The following is an 18,002-nucleotide window of genomic DNA, read 5'->3' as shown; positions in this document are numbered from 1 at the left end:
AGGGGCAATTGCCAGCCAGGCCGATCGGCTTGAGAGCACAGCTGCTGCGACGGCGCCCGGTGGTGGGCGCACACGTGGCCCCCGGCACCGCCGATCACCTCCGGCGCGGCATCGGGACCTTCCAGCTGACCATGTTCGGGGTCGGGTCGACGATCGGCACCGGCATCTTCTTCGTCATGTCCCAGGCCGTCCCCGAGGCCGGCCCCGCGGTCATCGTCTCCTTCCTGCTCGCCGGCGTCGCCGCCGGGCTGGCGGCCGTGTGCTACGCCGAATTGGCTTCGGCGGTACCGGTTTCGGGCTCGTCGTATTCCTACGCCTACACCACGCTGGGCGAGGTGGTCGCGATGGGCGTGGCGGCCTGCCTGCTGCTGGAATACGGGGTGGCCACCGCCGCGGTCTCGGTGAACTGGAGCGGCTACCTGAACAAGCTGCTGAGCAATGTCGTGGGATTCCAACTGCCGCATGCCTTGTCGACCGCTCCGTGGGACGCGCAACCCGGCTACGTCAATCTGCCGGCGGTCATGCTGATCGGGATGTGCGCCCTGTTGCTGATCCGCGGGGCCAGCGAATCCGCCAAGGTCAACGCGATCATGGTGATGATCAAGCTCGGCGTGCTCGTCGTCTTCGGGATCCTTGCCTTCACCGCGTTCGACGTGCACCACCTCGACGACTTCGCGCCGTTCGGTGTCGCCGGTGTGGGCACGGCCGCCGGCACCATCTTCTTCTCCTACATCGGCCTCGATGCGGTGTCCACCGCGGGCGACGAGGTGACGAACCCGCAGAAGACCATGCCGCGCGCGCTGATCGCCGCGCTGTTGACCGTCACCGGCGTCTACGTGTTCGTCGCGCTCGCCGCGCTGGGGACGCAGCCGTGGCAGGACTTCGGCGGTCAGCAGGAGGCCGGGCTCGCCACCATCCTCGACCATGTCACGCACGGCAGCTGGGCCAGCACCATTTTGGCTGCGGGCGCGGTCATTTCGATCTTCAGCGTCACGCTGGTCACCATGTACGGCATCACCCGCATCCTGTTCGCCATGGGCCGGGACGGGCTGCTGCCGCCGCGGTTCGCCAGGGTGAACCCGCGCACCATGACGCCGGTGCACAACACCGTGATCGTCGCGGTCGCCGCCGCCACCCTGGCCGCGTTCATTCCGCTGCAAAACCTGGCCGACATGGTCTCGATCGGCACCCTCACCGCGTTCGTCGTCGTCTCCGTCGGGGTGATCGTGTTACGGGTGCGCGAGCCCGACCTGCCACGCGGGTTCCGGGTCCCGGGTTACCCTGTCACGCCCGTCCTTTCGATCATGGCCTGCGGGTACATCCTGGCGAGCTTGCACTGGTACACCTGGATCGCGTTCAGCGGCTGGGTGTTGCTGGCGCTGATCTTCTACTTCGTCTGGGGCCGTCACCACAGCGCACTCAACGACGCGGCGGTCGACCCGTCCGGCCAGGAGCGCTGACCGGCTTACCGGCGGGCGGCGGCGTTGGCCGCCGCCTGAGCCCGCCTCAGTGTCGTGGCGACATCGCCGCGGCCGGAGAACATTTCGTCGAAGTAGGGCCGCAGCGCATCGTTGCCGGCGGCGAAGCCGGCCCCGCCCGGGGCGGCGATGCGCGGCCCGTTGAGCACCGCGAAGAACGGTGTGACGTCCACGCCGCGGGCGGCCCAGTAGCGGAAGTACACCGGTTGCGCCGAGGTCACCGCGGGAATGGCCGCGCCGTAGCGGCCCAGGTATTCATTGCCCTGCCTGCTGCCCATCCAGGCCAGCACCTGGCGCACCGCCCCGGGATGCTTGGTCGCGGCGTTGCCCGCTGCGGCAATGCCGTTGGTGACGCTCACCCGGCCCACCGGCCCGGCGGGCATCATCGCCACACCCCACCGGAAGCGCGCATCGCGGGCCACCGGCGCCAGGTTGTAGGTGCCCGATTGGAAGAGGGCCATCCGGCCGGCGAGGAACTGGTTGCGGGAGAAGTCGCCGTTGTCGTTGGTGTCGGCGGCCGGGGGCGCGACGTGGTCGCGGTTGATCAGGTCGACCAGGTAGCGAAACGCCGACACCGCGGCGGGATTGTCGAAGGCGAACTCGTCGCCGCGCTGGAAGACACCGCCGGCCGAACCGATGTAATTCAGGTAGATGCCCTGCGGGTCGTTGGCCGCGTTGTAGCCCCACTGCCGCACCCGACCCGGGTCGAATCCCCGGGTGTCGCCGCGGTTTCCGTCGGCGTCGACGGTGAGCCGGGCCAGCAGCGGACGCAACGTGTCCCCGCCGGCCGGGTTCCACCGCAGGCTGTTCAGCTGGGCCGGGTCGATGCCGGCCGCGCCGAGCAGGTCCGCGTTGTAGTACAAGGCGATACCGGCGTCCGTGAGCTGCGGCACGCCCCACAGCTGTCCGTGCCGGGTGAACTGCTCGACGACGGGTCGCTCCCAGACTGCGGCCGCGTTAGTGCCAAGTGTGTCAAGGATATTCAGCAGTCGGCCGCTGTCGGCGTAGGCGGCGAGGTAGGCGTTGGACAGCCAGAAGATGTCGTCGGCGCTGCCACCGGCGACGTCGGTGCGCAGGGTGTTGAAGTAGGTCGAGTAGGCGACCATGTTGACGTGCACTTCGATGTCGGGATGGACACGGGTGAACGCCGCGAACGATTGCCGGTAGGCCTCGGCGAGCTCGTCGCCCCAGACTCGCACCGTCACGATCGTTTTGTCGCCGTGCGGCTGCCCGGAATAATCCAGCAGCACCGCCGCCGCGGCCAGCAACGCGGCGACCAGCGCCACCGCCCCGGCGACCAGCGTGGAGAAGCGGGGCCGGGTCACTTGAGTCCCGAGACGACGATCGAGGCGACGATGTGACGCTGGAAGATGACGAACAGCGTGACCAGCGGGACGATCGCGATGGTGGTCGCCGCCATCACCAGCGTCCATTGCGCGTTGAACCGGGTCTGCAGATCGGCGGTCGCCACCGTGAGCACCCGCCACTTGTGCCCGCTGGTGATCACCAACGGCCACATGAAGTTGTTCCACTGCGAGACCACGGTGATCAACGCCAGCGCGGCCAGCACCGGCCGGCTGGACGGGATCACCACGTGCACGATCACGTCCAGGGTGTGGGCGCCGTCCAGGCGGGCGGCATTGACCAGGTCGTTCGGAATCATGCGAAAGTGCTCGCGCAGCAGGAAGATTGCGTACGGCGAGCCGAACATGAACGGCAGCACCAACGCCCAGAACGTGTTGCGCAGGCCCAGCTGGGCCATCATCAGATACATCGGCACGATGGTGACCGTGCCCGGCACCATCAGCGTCGCGATGTAGACCCAGAACAGCGCGTCGCGGCCGGGAAACCGCAAGCGCGCGAACGCGTATCCGGCCAGCACCGAGAACGTCAGCTGGCCGACCAGGATGACCGCCGTCATCAACGCCGTCACCGCCGCCGCGCGGCCGAACCCGGCCCCGGCCAGGTCGGCGAAATTGGACAGGGTGGGCGGTCGCGGCAGCTGCAACGGGGTGCCGGTGACGAATTGATGCGCCGAGGTGAACGCCGTCAGCAAGCCAAGTGTGAACGGCGCCAACGTGATCAACGCGCCCACCAGCAGGCCGGCGTAGATCGCGATGTTGGCGCGAGCGCGGTCAGGTGAGGTCATAGCTGATCCGCCGCCGGAAATACAGATGCTGAACCAGGGTGACGCCGATCAGGATCACGAACAGCACCACCGCCATCACCGACGCCCGGCCGATGGCCGCCGAACCGAACGCCTCGGCGTAGATGCGGTGTGCCACCAGGTCGGTGCGGCCAGCGGGACCGCCGCCGGTCAACGCATACACCGTGTCGAAAACCTGTGCGCTGCTGACGATCCCGGTCACCAGCACGAAGAACGTCGTCGGTCGCAGCATGGGCATGGTGATGCGCCAGAACCGCTGCCACGCGTTGGCGCCGTCGGTGCGTGCCGCCGCGTGAATGTCCTCGGGGATGGCGAGCAGGCCGGCCAGGAACGACAACGAGACATACCCGACGTTGGTCCACACCACGACGGCCGACACCAGCGGCAGTGCAAAGCTCGGGTCGGACAGCCATTCGATGCTGTGCCCCAGTACCGCGCTCACCGCGCCGTCGGTGGGCGCCAGGATCCAGCGCCACAGCACCGCGATGGCCAGCGGCGCGCAAATCCACGGCAGCACATAGACGGTGCGGAACAGCCCGGTGCCGGGCAGCCGGCGGGCCAGCATGGTGGCGGCCAGCAGACCCAGCGCCGTCTGCGCCGGGACCACCATGGCCACGAAGACGGCCGTGACCATCAGCGAGTTGCCGAACCCGGCGTCGGTCAGCACCGACCGCCAATTGGACAGGCCGACAAAGCGCAGCGGGCCCAGCAGATCCCACCGGCACAGGCTCAGCCAGATCACCACCAGGATGGGCAGCAGCAGGAACGCGAGCACACCGAACAAGCTCGGCGCCAGCAGCGCGTAGCCCAACGCGGTGGACCGCGGTGCAACCCGGCGTTCGGCGCTGGCCATGGGGTAATTAAAGCGGGCGCTGCCACGGTTTGTGGGGACCGGCCGTTACGGTGGAGCCGTGACACCGAACCGGGGGATCGATGCCGACTTCCTGGACCTGCCGCGCCACGAACTGGCCGACGCGGCGCTGTCCGCGGCCACCGCGGCCGGGGCCAGCCATGCCGACCTGCGGGTTCACCGGCTCATCACCGAGATCATCCAGCTGCGCGACGGCGAGCTGGAAACCGCGGTGATCAATCGCGAGGTCGGGTTGGCGGTGCGGGTGATCGTCGACGGCACCTGGGGATTCGCGTCGCACGCGGAGTTGGCGCCGTCGGTGGCCGCCGAGACCGCCCGCCGCGCCGTGCACGTGGCCACCACGCTGGCCACGCTGAGCAGCGAGCGGGTCGAGCTGGCGCCCGAACCCGTCTACCGAGACGCCACGTGGGTGTCGAGCTACCGGATCGACCCGTTCGACGTCTCGGCCGCCGACAAGATCGGTGTGCTGGGCGACTACTCGGGGCGGCTGCTCGCCGCCGACGGGATCGATCACGTGTCGGCGCTGCTGACCGCCGTCAAGGAACAGACGTTCTACGCCGACACGTTCGGCTCGTCGATCACCCAGCAGCGGGTGCGGGTGCTGCCCTCGCTGGAAGCGGTGACGGTCGACGCCCAGGCGGGCAGCTTCGACTCGATGCGGACGTTGGCGCCGCCGATGGGTCGTGGCTGGGAGGCCCTGGCCGGTGACGAGGTGTGGAATTGGGCCGACGAGCTGGCGCAGCTGCCGTCCCTGTTGGCCGAGAAGGTCAAGGCGCCCACGGTGGTTCCCGGGCCCACCGACCTGGTGATCGACCCGACCAACCTCTGGCTGACCATTCATGAATCGATCGGGCACGCAACCGAATACGACCGCGCCATCGGCTACGAGGCCGCCTACGCCGGCACGTCGTTCGCCACACCGGACAAGCTGGGCACCATGCGGTACGGGTCGCCGGTGATGAACGTGACCGCGGACCGGACCGTCGAATTCGGTTTGGCCACCATCGGTTACGACGATGAGGGGGTGGCCGCGCAAAGCTGGGATCTGGTGCGCGACGGGATTTTCACCGGTTATCAGCTGGACCGGGTGTTCGCCCGGCGGCTCGGACACCCCCGCTCCAACGGCTGCTCGTACGCGGATTCGCCGCATCACGTGCCGATCCAGCGCATGGCCAATGTCTCGCTGCAGCCCGCCCCCGAACAGATCAGCACCGACGACTTGATCGCCCGGGTCGAGGACGGCATCTACATCGTCGGCGACAAGTCGTGGTCAATCGACATGCAGCGCTACAACTTTCAGTTCACCGGCCAGCGGTTCTACCGCATTCGCGGCGGGCGGCTGGACGGCCAACTGCGCGACGTCGCCTACCAGGCCACCACGACCGATTTCTGGAATTCGATGGAGGCGGTGGGCGGCCCGGCAACCTGGCGGCTGGGCGGGGCGTTCAACTGCGGCAAGGCCCAGCCGGGCCAGATCGCGCCCGTCAGCCACGGCTGCCCGTCCGCGCTGTTCCGCGGCGTCAATGTGCTGAACACCCGGACCGAGGGCGGACGATGATCACCCCGCAGCATGTCGTCAACGTCGTGCTCGACGAGGCGGCCAAGCTGGGCGGCGCCGACGAGACCATGGTGCTGGTCACCGACAAGGTGGAGGCGACGCTGCGCTGGGCGGGCAATTCGATGACCACCAACGGGGTTTCGGTGAGCCGGAGCGTGACGGTGATCTCGGTGGTGCGTCGCGGGTCCGGCGCGCGCATCGGAACGGTGGTGTCGGCCGAGGCGGACCCGCGGGTGCTGCCCGGGCTGGTCGCGGCGTCGCAGCAGGCCGCCGCGTCGGCGCCGGAGGCCGGCGACGCCGCACCGCTGCTCGCCGACGCCGGGGAACCCGCCGACTGGGACGCGCCGGTACCCGGCACCGGGCCGTTGATCTTCGCCGACCTCGCCGACTCGCTCGGCCGGGGTTTCCGCGGCACCGATCGGCTCTACGGCTTTGCCCACCACAGTGTTTCGACCACTTTCGTGGCGACCTCGACCGGGTTGCGGCGGCGCTTCACCCAACCCACGGGGGCGGTGGAGATCAACGCCAAGCGCGGCGACGCCAGCGCATGGGCGGGTGTGGGGACACCCGACTTCGTCGATGTGCCAACCGATTCGCTGCTCGAGCAACTGTCGACGCGGCTGGGCTGGGCGCAGCGCAGCGTGGAGTTGCCGGCGGGGCGTTACGAGACGATCATGCCGCCGTCGACGGTGGCCGACATGATGATCTACATGGCCTGGTCGATGGCCGGCCGCGGCGCTCAGGAGGGCCGGACCGCGTTCTCGGCGCCCGGCGGCGGGACCCGGGTGGGCGAGCGGCTCACCGACCTGCCGCTGACGCTGTTCTCCGATCCGATGGCGCCCGGGCTGATCTGCACGCCGTTCGTCGCGGTGAGCAGCTCCTCGGAGGCGGTGTCGGTGTTCGACAACGGCATGCCGATCGACCACGTCGACTGGATCCGCGACGGGGTGATCACCGCGCTGGCCTATCCGCGGGCCGCCGCCGCCAAATACGACGCCGACGTCGCGGTGGCCGCCGACAACCTGGTGATGACCGGGGGGACGGCCAGCCAAGCCGACATGATCGCGGCCACCGAGCGCGGCCTGCTGTTGACCACGCTGTGGTACATCCGGGTCGTCGACCCCACCACGCTGTTGGTCACCGGCCTGACCCGTGACGGCGTCTACCTGATCGAGGACGGGCAGGTCACCGCGGCCGTCAACAACTTCCGGTTCAACGAGAGTCCGCTGGACCTGCTGCGACGGGCCACCGAGGCCGGCGTCAGCGAGAAGACGCTGCCCCGCGAGTGGGGGGATTGGGCCACCCGCGCCGCGATGCCGGCGCTGCGCATCCCCGACTTCCACATGTCCTCGGTGAGCCAGGCCCAGTAGTCGATTGCCGCCGGGCCGCGCGCGTTCTAGCGTGTGACGGATGGCGGCTCCGGTTTCGCTTCGAGAAGACCAGCTCACCCGGTTGGTGGCGGTGTTTCCGGGGTCGCCGTCCGAGGCGCGCGTCGCAGCGTTGATCCGGCGGGTGTGCGCACAGACGTCGTCGCTGCCGCCGTTGCCCGCGCCCATGGAGGTGGGAGAGCCGGAATCGGAAACCGAGGCCGCCGTCGCCGAGTTCGCCGAACAATTCAGCGCCGACGTCTCGGCGATCACCCACGCGCAACGGTCTCGGCTGTCAAAGCAGCTGGGGGACAGGACCTTTGGGGTAGTCGTGCAGATGTACATCGCCGACTTCGTCCCCCGGGTGCGCGCCGGACTGGAAGCGCTCGGGGTCGGCTCGCGGTATCTGGGCTGGCTGTCGGGGCCGATCAGCTGGGACTACGGCAGCGACCCGTCGGATCTGGTGTTCAACGACTTTTTAATCGCGGTGGCGCGAATGCGTGCCCTGGACCCGGTGACCTCCGAGCTGGTTCGGCTGCGGGGCGCGGCGCAGCACCATTGCCGGCTGTGCAACTCGCTTCGCGAGGGCAGCGCGCTGGATGCCGGCGGTTCGGAAACGCTGTACGAGGAGATCGAGCGCTTCGAATCGTCGGGTTTGCTGGACGAGCGCGCAAAGGCAGCGCTGCGCTACACCGATGCGTTAATTTGGACGCCTGCGCACCTCGTCGCCGACGATGTCGCCGAGGTGCGCTCCCGGTTTTCCGAGGCCGAGGCCGTCGAGCTCACCTTCGACATCATGCGCAATGCCAGCAACAAGGTCGCCGTCTCCCTGGCTGCCGACGCGCCGCGGGTCGAAAACGGTACGCAGCGGTATCTGATCGGCGCCGACGGTCAGACGGTATTTAGCTGACCGAGCGGGCGACGGCCTCGGCACCGGTTGAGGCGCGGTTTGGCCACGGTTGGGTGGCCTTGGCGCCTCGCGCCGAAGGCACGAAATGTTAACTATTCGTACACCGCTGCGCAAGCGTCCGTTACCGCTTTGTGCTGGGCTCATTGGCTAACTTAAGCGCGGTCACCGACTCTTATATGAACAAATATGTCGACGATTTGACGCCGGGCGTGCGTCGGAAGCAATCGCATTGGTGCGCAGAGGGAGGTTCGCAGATGACCACCGGGACACGCTCGCAGCTGCGGGTGCCAGCGGTGTGGGTTGCCGGCGTTGCGCTGGGGGCCTCGATGCTCGGCGCCGCGGTGTTGTCGGCTCCGCAGGCTTCGGCGACCTGCAACCTGAGCGACAAGGACGATCAGTACATCAACCTGCTGGCGCAGAACAAGATGGTTCACAACGCCGACTACAGCGATTGCCACGAGGCCGCAGAGGGTCGGTGGTTCGCCGATCAGGTCCGGTCCAATCCCAATTCGTTCGGCGAGGCGCAGGAGTTGGTGAACATGATCACCAACACCACGCCGCTGAGCCAGGCCCAGGCCGAGTGGGAGGTCGAGTCGGCCATCTATGTGTACGCGCCCGACTTGATCCCGAAGATCAAAGACCAGGCCTCGAAGGCAAACTGGCCCACCGAGGGCTGATCGTCGTGGCGGAGCGCGGACCGCCAATGCCTTTGCGCGCCTTGGATTTCGCGGACGTCCGCACGACGCTCTGAGGGTCAGCACATTTGTTTGGTTCAAATACCCTGTCGCATAGCTCTTTTCGGTATTAGTTGTTCACCCATTGTTCGTAAGAGCCGGTGTTTGTCGCGCTCGCGGTCGGTGGTATCCGATCCACAGTGCGTCAAGGGAAGAAGAGACATTCCACCAGAGGGGGTATCTGGAGAAATGGCAAGAACACGAGCACAGGGGGCCGGGCTGGCGGTGGGAGCCGCCGGAATCATGTTGGGGGCGGCCGTGATCGGTGGGGCGGTGCTGTCGGCGCCACCCGCCGCGGCGGCGTGCAGTCTGACTCCCGCCGACGACCAGTACATCAACCTGTTGGCGCAGAACAAGATGGTTCACAATGCCGACTTCAGTGACTGCCATGAGGCCGCGGAGGGTCGGTGGTTCGCCGATCAGGTCCGGTCGAATCCCAATCCGTACGGAAAGGCGAAGGAGTTGGTGAACATGGTCACCAACACGACGCCGTTGTCCCCGGACCAGGCCGAGTGGGAGGTCGAGTCGGCGATCTATGTCTACGCGCCGGACCTGATCCCCAAGATCAAGGCTCAGGCCGGGCAGCCAGCGCCGCCGGCGGCGTGATCGCCGGCGCTGCGCCGCTGGGCTGGCCGCGGGACGCCGACTTCGGGCTTGGGCTACCGTTTCCTACGGAGCAATCACGTCGGGGCGGTAGCTCAGTTGGTTAGAGCCGCGGACTCATAATCCGTTGGTCGCGGGTTCGAGCCCCGCCCGCCCCACGAAAAGCGTGTTTTACCTCGGCTGATGGTTGACGTCTCGGCTTCGGTTGATGGGCGACGGTGTTTCGGCTGATGCGTGACAGTTGTTTCGGCTGATCGGTGACACTCCCTCGATGAGGGAGTTGAGCGTCGGTGAGGGACCAACTCAATCTCCGTCGTCGCGTGATACGGCGCGGTCGATCAGCGTGTGCGCGGCGGCCCGAGCATGGGCCCAGGGGGAGGGGTCGTTGAGCGAGGTGGACAGAGCGGCCGCGCCCTCATAGAGCACAGCGAGTTGGTTGCCCAGCACTTGGGGATCGGCCGCACCGGCCCGTCGGGCCAATTCGGCGAGGCCGTCGATGTAGGTGCGCTTGTGTTCACGAACGATGCTCTGAACTTCGGGCATGGTCTGGCCGGCCTCGACGGCGGCGTTATGGAAGGGGCAGCCGCGCATCAGGGCGTCGCCCGGGCTTGGAGTGTCGAACAGGGCAAGCAGGCGGGCGCGGGGTGACCGATTCGTGGCGTCCGCCTCGGGGTGGATCGGGTCCCCAACAGCTTGCTGGATTCCGCGCAGATACTCCTCGACCACAGCGTTCTTGCTCGGAAAGTGTTGGTAGAGAGTGCGTTTGGATACCGATGCTTCGGCGGCGAGTCGTTCCACGCCAGTGGCGTTGATGCCGTCGCGGTAGAACAGCTCAGTAGCGGTGTCCAGGATGCGCCGGCGCGCGCCCCGGCCGCCCCCGGTCGTCACGTGCTTGACGTCACGTCTCTTGCTCACATGTGAAGTATACCGATTGGTTTACATCGGGGTGGTAACGGTGTAGCGTCGGCTCGACAGAAGTACACCAATCGGTTTACTAGGAGTAGATATGACGCATCGATCACCGGTGGTGCTGGTCACCGGCGCCTCGTCCGGGATTGGCAGAGCCGTCGCGAAAGCCTTCGCCGCGAAGGGCTTTGAGGTCTTCGGCACCACCCGCAATCCCCGGACGGCCGAACCGATCCCCGGAGTCGAACTCGTCGAGCTTGATGTCACGGACGCCGCGTCGGTCGATGCGGCCGCCAAATCCGTCATCGAACGCACGGGGCGCATCGACATCCTGGTCAACAACGCCGGGTCGGGCATCCTCGGCGCCGCGGAGGAGAGTTCGGTGGCCCAGGCGCAACGGCTCATCGACACCAACTTCCTCGGGTTGGTGCGGCTCACGAATGCGGTGCTGCCGTACCTGCGCGCACAGGGCGGCGGTCGAGTGATCAACATCGGCTCGGTGCTTGGCTTTCTGCCGCAGCCCTACGGCACGCTGTATGCGGGCTCAAAGCATGCGGTCGAAGGGTATTCCGAATCGCTCGACCACGAGACCCGCGAATTCGGAGTCCGGGTCTCGGTCGTCGAACCCGCATACACTCGCACCTCGTTCGAGGCCAACATGGCTGATGCCGATGCGCCGATCGATGCCTATGCGGCCAGCCGCGAGCACGCCCGCCGGCGGATGGCCGAGCTGATGAAGACGGCCGACGATCCGGCGATAGTCGCAGAAGTCGTGCTCAAAGCGGCGACTGCCCGCAAGCCCAAACTGCGTTATCCCGCCGGGCCTTTGGCCCGTCGGTTGTCTCTCCTGAAGAAGTTCGCACCGGAAGCCGTGCTGGACAGAGGAATTCGCAAGACGAACGGGCTGCCGGCTGCATCGCGGCCCCATTCTCATCTGCAACTATAGTCGGGGTATCACAACTGTTATTGGGAAAGTGCGGCCCATCTTGTCGCGCACCGGTCGACGGGGTGGGCGTTAGTTCGTCGTTGTCAACGATGTGTCGATGTCTCCACTTAGTGAACAACGATCCGAAATAGTGGCGCGTCAACGTCACTGGTGGTGAAGGGCACCACCGTCACCGATGCCGTTGCGTCGAACCGGTCGTCTTGGACGATGACTGGGCGGGGTTTGCCGCTATAAGCGCCGCGTGCCGCGGCGATGTAGATGTCGCCTCGTCGCACGTCTATGTGGCGTCGTCCCAGTCGGCCGAAACGGCATCGACGAAGGCCTGGTCGTCACGATCCTGTTCGCTGGCAGCCACGAGCGCCGATTGGCGGTGCGCTTCTCTGACGAACCACCCAGCCGATCACAGCCCGATGTAGACGGCCTTGGTGTTGAAGTAGGCCTCGATGCCCTTGCGGCCGCGCTCGCCACCCCACCCGGACTGTTTGTGCCCGCTGATCGGCATCGAGGGGTCGGCCGCGAGCGCGGAGTTCACCCAAATCTGGCCTGCGCGAAGCTCATTGACGACCCGATGGGCACGCGACAGGTTCTCGGTCCAAATCGCCCCGGCGAGCCCGTAGTGCGTGTCGTTGGCGGCGGCGATCACTTCGTCCTCGTCGTCGAACGGGATCACGCAGCCGACCGGCCCGAAGATCTCCTCGCGGATCAGCCGCATGTCGGGTGTGGTGTTGGTGATGATCGTCGCCTCGTAGAAGTACCCCTTGCGGTCCATCGGCTTGCCGCCGGTGATCACCTTGGCGCCGGCGGCCACCCCGTCGTTGACGATGCCTTCCACGCGTTGCCGTTGCTTTTCGCTAATGAGTGGTCCCAGAACGGAATTGGGGTCATCGCTGCCGCCCATCGGCAGCATCATGGCGAACTCGGCGAGGCCCTCGACCACCTGGTCGTAGATGCCGCGCTGGACGTAGATGCGCGAGGTGCACGAGCAGTTCTGCCCCGAGCCGGCGAGCAGGCCCATGCCCGCTCCCATGATCGCCTTGTCGAGGTTGGCGTCGTCGAACATGATCAGCGGCGACTTGCCGCCGAGCTCGAGCGTCAGCCGCTTGAGGTTGCCGGCGGCCGCTTTGACGATCAGCCGCCCCACCTCCGTCGACCCGGTGAATGAGATCTTGTCGACGTCGGGGTGCGCGGTCAGCGCCGCTCCGGTGGTCTCGCCGTAGCCGGTGATGACGTTCAGCACGCCGTCGGGCAGACCCGCCTCGCGGAAGATCTCTTCCAGCTTCAGCGCGGTCAGCGGCGTCTCCTCGGCGGGCTTGAGCACGGCGCTGCATCCCGCCGCGAGCGCCGGCGCGACCTTGAGCATCGCGACGAAAAACGGCCCGTTCCAAGGGATTATCAGGCCGACGACGCCGACCGGCTCGAGCTGGGTGAAGGTGTGATAGGTCTCCCAGGTGCCGAGCAGACCGTCGGAGACCAGGTTGGCCGACTCGCCGTGGATCTTGCCGACCCAGCCCGCGTAGTACTTCAGCATGTCGACCGAGACCGGGATGATGTGGCCGGCGGCCGTCAGGTTCATCCCGTTGTCTTGGGACTCGAGCGCGGCCAGCTCGTCCTTGCGTTCCTCGATGATGCGGGCGGCGCGGAAGAGCACGTTGGCCCGGTGCGACGCGGGCGCCTTGCGCCACACGCCCGACTCGAAGGTCTCGCGCGCCCGCGCCACCGCCGCGTCGACGGCGGCCTGGTCGGAATCCGGGACCTCGGCGATCTGCTCCTCGGTGGACGGGTTGAAGACGGGAATGGTGGTACTCACGGTTCGTCGGGGCCCTTCGTCGGCGGAAATCCTGTCGTCGCGCGACAGAGGTTACGCGCTTAACCACGGGGTGTCCAGCACGTGCGGGCGCTCGATGAGCGTGACGTCCGGACGGATCCTGCAGGTCATCAGCGTGCCGAAACGGATGCGCCGGCCGCGCCCCGGCAGGTGGAGCCCCGCCGCAAAATGGCGGCTAGATTACCCCTATGCGGGTTGTTCGCCTGTTCGCTGCGGTCCTGACCATCCTCACAGCCGGGCTGCTGTGGGCGACCCCGGTCGGCGCGCAACCGCCGACCAAGCTCACCGATCACCTCACCGACAGCAACCGGGTGCTGACGGATCCGGATCGGGCGGCGGTCAGCTCGGCCATCGATCGGCTGTACCGCGATCGACACATCCAACTGTGGGTGGTCTACGTCGACAACTTCAACAAGTTCAAACCCGACAACTGGGCCGACCGCACCCGCAGCGAAAGCGGCATGGGCGACCGTGACGTGCTGCTGGCCGTGGCCACCAACACCAAGTTGTTCACACTTAACCCCCCGCCGCAGCTGCAGAACCCGACAGCCGACGAGTTGAACAGCCTGCGCACCAACAAGATTGGGCCGGCAGTCAGTGCGAAGAACTGGGCCATCGCCGCCATCGCCGCGGCCGATGGTCTGGACACCTCACTCAGCGTGTCTCACCCCGCGAGCCCGGCCAAGCGGGCCTGGCTGCCGATCGCGATCGCTGTCATCGCCGTCGTGGTCGTCGTCGTCGTGCTGCTGCTGGTGCTCTATCGGGCGCGGCGCCGCCGGCGCGCCGCTCGCGGAGTCGGCCCCGGCGGTCCGCAGGATCGTTCGTTGGGGGAGGCGTTGTCGACGGCCGAGGCCAGGTTGCGCCAAATCTCCGACTACGTCGCCCGGCATCACGACAGCGTCGGCGCCGACGCCCGCAGCCGCCTCGACGAGGCCACCCGGCACCTGGCGGCCGCGCACGCCAAGCAGGCAAGCAACGACACCGAGGCGATCGCCCATGCCAACCGGGCATCGACGTTGGCGGCGGAGGCGCAACACCTGGCGAACGACGACGTGCTGGGCGCGCACCGCACGACGCGACGCCGGGGTGCCGCATCCAAGCGATGACCTGAACCGTCGAACGTGGAGTTGTTGCGGAAAATCGGCCGGATCCGCGCAACAACCCCACGTTCGGCGTCACGAGGAACGGTAGCGGGCGCGCAGCAGGCCCAGCGCCTGCTCGACGGTCTCCTCCGTATCGCGGGTCGCGTCGACACGCAGCACCGACGCCTGCTCATCGGGGGGAGTGAACGCGGCGCGCAGCTGCGGCCACAGCTCGATCCGCGCGTCCGAGACGACGCCTTGCTCGGTCGCGCGCCGCTTGAGCCGCGCGATCAGGGTGTCGTCGTCCGCGTCGCACAGCACGAGGTGCAGGTCGACGCCGAGCCGGTGGGCAAGCTGCCGCAGCTGGGCGCGCTCGCCCGGATTGCCGAACGTCGCGTCGACGACCACGCCGTGGCCGCGGCGCAACCAACGGGCGGCGTCGCGGCGTAACGCGGCATAGGTGTTGCGCGTCATCGCGGGATTGTAAAGCCCCGAACCGAATTCGTCGCTGCCGCGGCGGGTCGGCGGAATGCCCGCCATCCTCTTGCGGGCCACGTCCGACGAGAGGTGCACCAGCCCGAGCCGGCCGGCGAGCGCCCGCGCCAGCGTGGTCTTGCCGCTGGCCGGCAGCCCCATGGTGACGACCATCAGCGGACGGGGCAGGCCGCCCGCGTGCGCCCACGCCAGGTCGAAATACCCGCGCGACTCGGCGATGAGCGCTTCCTGTTCACCGCCGGGCACCTTTTCGGTCTGGGCCAGGCGCAGGCTGCGGACCTTGCCACGCACGTAGGCCCGGTAGCACATGTAGAAGTCGAGCAGGCTGGGCAGCTCGTCATCGCCGCTGGCGCGGACGTAGGAGTCGACGAACGCCCAGGCCAAATCGCCGCGACCGTGGTACTCGAAATCCATGGCCAGAAACGACACTTCCGAAGCCAGGTCGGCGCAGCGATAGCGGGGCGCGAACTGCAGACTGTCGAACAACACGATCTGACCGTCGGCGATGCAGACGCTGGCGGCGTGCAGATCGCCGTGACCGTCACGCACGTGCCCCTCGGTCACCCGCCGCTCGAGCAGGGCGGCCTGCCGAAGGACGAATTCCTGGACATAGGAACGGATTTCGTTATTGATCTCGGGGGAGATGGTGCGCCCGATGAACGGGCCCATCTGGTCGAAATTCTCCTGCCAGTTCGCGATCACGCTGGACGGGCTGCCGTACGCCTCGATGTCGGGACCGGTTTCGGCCCGGCCGTGCAGCTTAGCCAGGGTGCGACCGATCCGGCGGGCGAGCCGCGTGTCGACATCGCCGCCCGCCAGCTTGGCCGGCAGCATGCCGTCTTCGGGCAGCCGCCGCATCCACACGGCCGGCTCGCCCGACCCGGCCTCGCCGCCGACCCGGTAGTGGCCGTTCTGCTCGGTGATGTCGACGACGCCGAGGTACACCTGCGGGCTGAACCGCCGGTTGAGCCGCAGTTCTTCGTCGCAGTCGGCGCGGCGTTGCTCGATGCTGGTGAAGTCGAGGAAGCCCAGGTTCACCGGCTTCTTCAGCTTGTAGGCGTAGGGGCCGGCGAGTATGACCCACGAGCTGTGCGTCTCGTGCAGGCGCAGGTCGTCGGCCGGCGGGTCGTACGCGTCGGGTCGCAGAAGATCCGCGACGATCCGCGGCTGTCCGTCGGGTCCGGTGGGGTCGAAGGCGTGCGTCATGGTCTCGCCCCATGAACACTACCCGGCGCTCAGATCTCCTCGACGTCGTCGGCGTAGCGGCCGGGGTTGACCAGCGATGCCAACGCGCCGGTGACCATCATGAGCGCCGCCGCGACGAACACTACGACCAGCCCGGCGTGGAACGGACCCGAAATCAGCTCGGGGAAAAACGATTTGCCGGTCAGCGTCGCGGCATTGACGCCGGGTTGTTGCAGTGCGTGCGACGGTGCGAGCAATTCGGCGATCGGGTTGTAGCCCAGAAACGCCGCGAACAGGCTGCCCACCGGGGGCAGGGCGGCGGCGTCCTGGGCCACCGCCGCGGGCACGCCCTGCTGTTGCAGCCCGCTGCTCAGTGCGTGCGGCAGCGTGCCGGCCAGCCCGACGACCATCAGCGAGAAGAACACGCCGATCGACAGCGCCGAGCCGGCGTTGAAGAAGGTCGACCGAACACCCGATGCGGCTCCCCGGTCCCGGGGCGGCACGCTCGACATGATCACGGCGGTGTTGGGCGCCGCGAACAGGCCGCCGCCCAGCGCGTTGAGGAAGATCAGCAGCGCGAACACCCGGTAGTCGAAATTGACCGGGATCATCAGCAACCCGATGAACGTGACGGCCATCAGCAGCATCCCGGCGACGGCGAACGGCCTTGCACCGAACCGGTCCGCCAACCACCCCGCGACCGGCGCCGCGATCAGGAAGCCGATCGTCGTCGGCAGCATGTAGATGCCGGCCCACAGCGGCGTCGATTCGAAGCGGTAGCCATGCAGCGGCAGCCAGATGCCCTGCAACCAAATGATGAGCATGAACTGCAGGCCGCCGCGGCCGCTCGACGACATGAGGTTGGCCAGGTTGCCCATCCCGAACCCCGCGGACCGGAACAGCCGGACGTTGACCATGGGCTGCGGTGCGCGCAATTCGATGAGGCAGAACACGATCAGCAGCAACAGCCCGAACGCGATCGAGCCCAGCACCCACGGGTTCGTCCAGCCCGTCGGATGGCCACCGTAGGGCTGAATGCCGTAGGTGATGCCGACCAGGACGACGGTCAGCCCCACGCCGAACGTCACGGTGCCGGGCCAGTCCAACGGGCCCGGCGTGCGCACGCCCAGCTCATGCAACGAGCGCATGCCCCACACCGTGCCCAGGACGCCGACCGGCACCCCGACCCAGAAGATCGCCCGCCAGTCCCATTCCGAGAGCAGCCCCCCGAACAGCAGGCCGAGGAACGAGCCGGCCACCGCGGCGACCATGTTGAAGCCGAGTGCCATGCCGCGCTGGTTGCTCGGGAACGCGTCGGTGAGGATGGCGGCCGACAACGCCATCAGGATGGCGCCGCCGACGCCCTGGATCACGCGCCAGCCGATCAGCCACACGGCGCCGCCGGTGAGCGGGAACGGGTCGAACGACAGCGCGATCGCCGCGACGGTGAACACCGCGAAGCCGGCGTTGTAGATGCGCACCCGGCCGAACATGTCGCCGAGTCGCCCGACGAACACCACCAGGACCGCGGTGACCACCAGGTAGCCCATCAGCATCCACAGCAGATAGCCGATGTTGGCCGGCGCCAGCGGGTTCAATCCGATGCCGCGGAAGATGGCCGGCAGCGAGATCAACACGATCGACGAGTTGATCATCGCCAGCAGCATTCCCAGGGTCGTGTTGGAGAGGGCAACCCACTTGTAGCGCGGGTGGTCGCGGTCCCATCGGAGCCTGCGGACATTGGTTTGCTTGGCGACCAGCGTCGGGCTCGTCGCGGCAGGGCTGTCGGCCATCTATATCCCGGTCATCATCAGTCGTCGCCTACATCGGTCCAAAGGCATTATGTTAGCCATACAAACAAATGGGTTTGCAGGC

15 protein-coding genes, 1 tRNA gene and 2 pseudogenes are annotated in these 18,002 nt (G+C 67.4%); 9 read left to right on the top strand and 9 right to left on the bottom strand.

Annotated elements, in window-relative coordinates; translation table 11 throughout:
- The first annotated feature begins 8 nt into the window (after positions 1-8).
- On the top strand, positions 9-1,460 hold the full coding sequence (locus MAA44156_RS11575; protein ID WP_023879910.1) for an amino acid permease: 1,452 nt from the start codon (positions 9-11) through the stop codon (positions 1,458-1,460).
- A gap of 5 nt (positions 1,461-1,465) precedes the next feature.
- Here the strand turns inward: MAA44156_RS11575 and MAA44156_RS11570 are convergent, their stop codons facing one another.
- The 3 genes from MAA44156_RS11570 to MAA44156_RS11560 are packed head-to-tail and all read right to left on the bottom strand — an operon-like array spanning position 1,466 to position 4,498.
- Positions 1,466-2,803, bottom strand: coding sequence for an extracellular solute-binding protein (locus MAA44156_RS11570; RefSeq protein WP_009976321.1), 1,338 nt, complete (start codon positions 2,801-2,803; stop codon positions 1,466-1,468).
- Positions 2,800-3,627: a carbohydrate ABC transporter permease gene (locus tag MAA44156_RS11565; protein ID WP_009976322.1), complete on the bottom strand. Its 828-nt coding sequence runs from the start codon at positions 3,625-3,627 to the stop codon at positions 2,800-2,802. Before MAA44156_RS11565 ends, MAA44156_RS11570 begins: the two co-directional genes overlap by 4 nt.
- On the bottom strand, positions 3,614-4,498 hold the full coding sequence (locus MAA44156_RS11560; protein ID WP_003872464.1) for a carbohydrate ABC transporter permease: 885 nt from the start codon (positions 4,496-4,498) through the stop codon (positions 3,614-3,616). The genes MAA44156_RS11565 and MAA44156_RS11560 overlap by 14 nt, the downstream gene beginning before the upstream one ends.
- Positions 4,499-4,556: 58 nt before the next feature.
- On the opposite strand from MAA44156_RS11560, the gene MAA44156_RS11555 reads away from it, so the two are divergent.
- The 6 genes from MAA44156_RS11555 (at position 4,557) to MAA44156_RS11530 (ending at position 9,846) form a co-directional block, all read left to right on the top strand.
- Positions 4,557-6,074: a TldD/PmbA family protein gene (locus MAA44156_RS11555; RefSeq protein WP_009976323.1), complete on the top strand. Its 1,518-nt coding sequence runs from the start codon at positions 4,557-4,559 to the stop codon at positions 6,072-6,074.
- Positions 6,071-7,444: a TldD/PmbA family protein gene (locus tag MAA44156_RS11550; RefSeq protein WP_009976324.1), complete on the top strand. Its 1,374-nt coding sequence runs from the start codon at positions 6,071-6,073 to the stop codon at positions 7,442-7,444. The genes MAA44156_RS11555 and MAA44156_RS11550 overlap by 4 nt, the downstream gene beginning before the upstream one ends.
- Before the next feature lie 40 nt (positions 7,445-7,484).
- Entirely contained in the window at positions 7,485-8,351 is an 867-nt protein-coding gene (locus tag MAA44156_RS11545) for a carboxymuconolactone decarboxylase family protein (RefSeq protein ID WP_009976326.1), read from the top strand.
- 254 nt (positions 8,352-8,605) lie between these two features.
- A complete protein-coding gene (locus MAA44156_RS11540) occupies positions 8,606-9,028 on the top strand; it encodes a hypothetical protein (protein ID WP_009976328.1) in 423 nt (140 codons plus the stop codon).
- A gap of 282 nt (positions 9,029-9,310) precedes the next feature.
- Positions 9,311-9,691: a DUF732 domain-containing protein gene (locus tag MAA44156_RS11535; protein ID WP_029248453.1), complete on the top strand. Its 381-nt coding sequence runs from the start codon at positions 9,311-9,313 to the stop codon at positions 9,689-9,691.
- Between the two features lie 81 nt (positions 9,692-9,772).
- A tRNA-Ile gene (locus MAA44156_RS11530) sits at positions 9,773-9,846 on the top strand.
- A 145-nt stretch (positions 9,847-9,991) separates the two neighbouring features.
- Here the strand turns inward: MAA44156_RS11530 and MAA44156_RS11525 are convergent.
- Complete coding sequence (locus tag MAA44156_RS11525) at positions 9,992-10,603, bottom strand: TetR/AcrR family transcriptional regulator (RefSeq protein ID WP_009976330.1); 612 nt, start codon at positions 10,601-10,603, stop codon at positions 9,992-9,994.
- A 91-nt stretch (positions 10,604-10,694) separates the two neighbouring features.
- Here MAA44156_RS11525 and MAA44156_RS11520 point away from each other — a divergent pair, with 91 nt between their 5' ends.
- Entirely contained in the window at positions 10,695-11,540 is an 846-nt protein-coding gene (locus MAA44156_RS11520; protein ID WP_023879913.1) for an oxidoreductase, read from the top strand.
- Between the two features lie 119 nt (positions 11,541-11,659).
- Here the strand turns inward: MAA44156_RS11520 and MAA44156_RS11515 are convergent.
- The 3 genes and pseudogenes from MAA44156_RS11515 to MAA44156_RS11505 form a co-directional block, all read right to left on the bottom strand.
- A pseudogene (locus MAA44156_RS11515) lies at positions 11,660-11,815 on the bottom strand (type II toxin-antitoxin system PemK/MazF family toxin); the annotation flags it as partial.
- Positions 11,816-11,817: 2 nt separating this feature from the next.
- Positions 11,818-11,928: pseudogene (locus MAA44156_RS23785) on the bottom strand (antitoxin MazE-like protein); the annotation flags it as partial.
- A 12-nt stretch (positions 11,929-11,940) separates the two neighbouring features.
- On the bottom strand, positions 11,941-13,347 hold the full coding sequence (locus tag MAA44156_RS11505; protein WP_009976332.1) for an aldehyde dehydrogenase family protein: 1,407 nt from the start codon (positions 13,345-13,347) through the stop codon (positions 11,941-11,943).
- Positions 13,348-13,553: 206 nt separating this feature from the next.
- Here MAA44156_RS11505 and MAA44156_RS11500 point away from each other — a divergent pair, with 206 nt between their 5' ends.
- Positions 13,554-14,471 (top strand): TPM domain-containing protein, encoded by a 918-nt coding sequence (locus MAA44156_RS11500; protein ID WP_009976333.1) that lies wholly within the window; start codon positions 13,554-13,556, stop codon positions 14,469-14,471.
- Between the two features lie 69 nt (positions 14,472-14,540).
- Here the strand turns inward: MAA44156_RS11500 and MAA44156_RS11495 are convergent, their stop codons facing one another.
- The gene (locus tag MAA44156_RS11495) at positions 14,541-16,148 is read right to left on the bottom strand and encodes a bifunctional aminoglycoside phosphotransferase/ATP-binding protein (RefSeq protein ID WP_009976335.1); all 1,608 of its coding nucleotides are present in this window, start codon (positions 16,146-16,148) and stop codon (positions 14,541-14,543) included.
- A gap of 29 nt (positions 16,149-16,177) precedes the next feature.
- The gene (locus tag MAA44156_RS11490) at positions 16,178-17,920 is read right to left on the bottom strand and encodes an MFS transporter (RefSeq protein WP_009976336.1); all 1,743 of its coding nucleotides are present in this window, start codon (positions 17,918-17,920) and stop codon (positions 16,178-16,180) included.
- Positions 17,921-18,002: the final 82 nt, after the last annotated feature.

This window comes from Mycobacterium avium subsp. avium, assembly GCF_009741445.1.
In the GTDB taxonomy this organism is placed as follows: Bacteria; Actinomycetota; Actinomycetes; order Mycobacteriales; family Mycobacteriaceae; genus Mycobacterium; species Mycobacterium avium.
This window is presented reverse-complemented; position numbering and strand designations above follow the sequence as displayed.

What these genes read in the sequence shown, in the direction of transcription:
- MAA44156_RS11565 (WP_009976322.1), bottom strand. Translation starts at nt 3,627, where the DNA reads ATGACCTCACCTGACCGCGCTCGCGCCAACATCGCGATCTACGCCGGC.
- MAA44156_RS11560 (WP_003872464.1), bottom strand. Translation starts at nt 4,498, where the DNA reads ATGGCCAGCGCCGAACGCCGGGTTGCACCGCGGTCCACCGCGTTGGGC.
- MAA44156_RS11550 (WP_009976324.1), top strand. Translation starts at nt 6,071, where the DNA reads ATGATCACCCCGCAGCATGTCGTCAACGTCGTGCTCGACGAGGCGGCC.
- MAA44156_RS11545 (WP_009976326.1), top strand. Translation starts at nt 7,485, where the DNA reads ATGGCGGCTCCGGTTTCGCTTCGAGAAGACCAGCTCACCCGGTTGGTG.
- MAA44156_RS11540 (WP_009976328.1), top strand. Translation starts at nt 8,606, where the DNA reads ATGACCACCGGGACACGCTCGCAGCTGCGGGTGCCAGCGGTGTGGGTT.
- MAA44156_RS11520 (WP_023879913.1), top strand. Translation starts at nt 10,695, where the DNA reads ATGACGCATCGATCACCGGTGGTGCTGGTCACCGGCGCCTCGTCCGGG.
- MAA44156_RS11500 (WP_009976333.1), top strand. Translation starts at nt 13,554, where the DNA reads ATGCGGGTTGTTCGCCTGTTCGCTGCGGTCCTGACCATCCTCACAGCC.
- MAA44156_RS11495 (WP_009976335.1), bottom strand. Translation starts at nt 16,148, where the DNA reads ATGACGCACGCCTTCGACCCCACCGGACCCGACGGACAGCCGCGGATC.
- MAA44156_RS11490 (WP_009976336.1), bottom strand. Translation starts at nt 17,920, where the DNA reads ATGGCCGACAGCCCTGCCGCGACGAGCCCGACGCTGGTCGCCAAGCAA.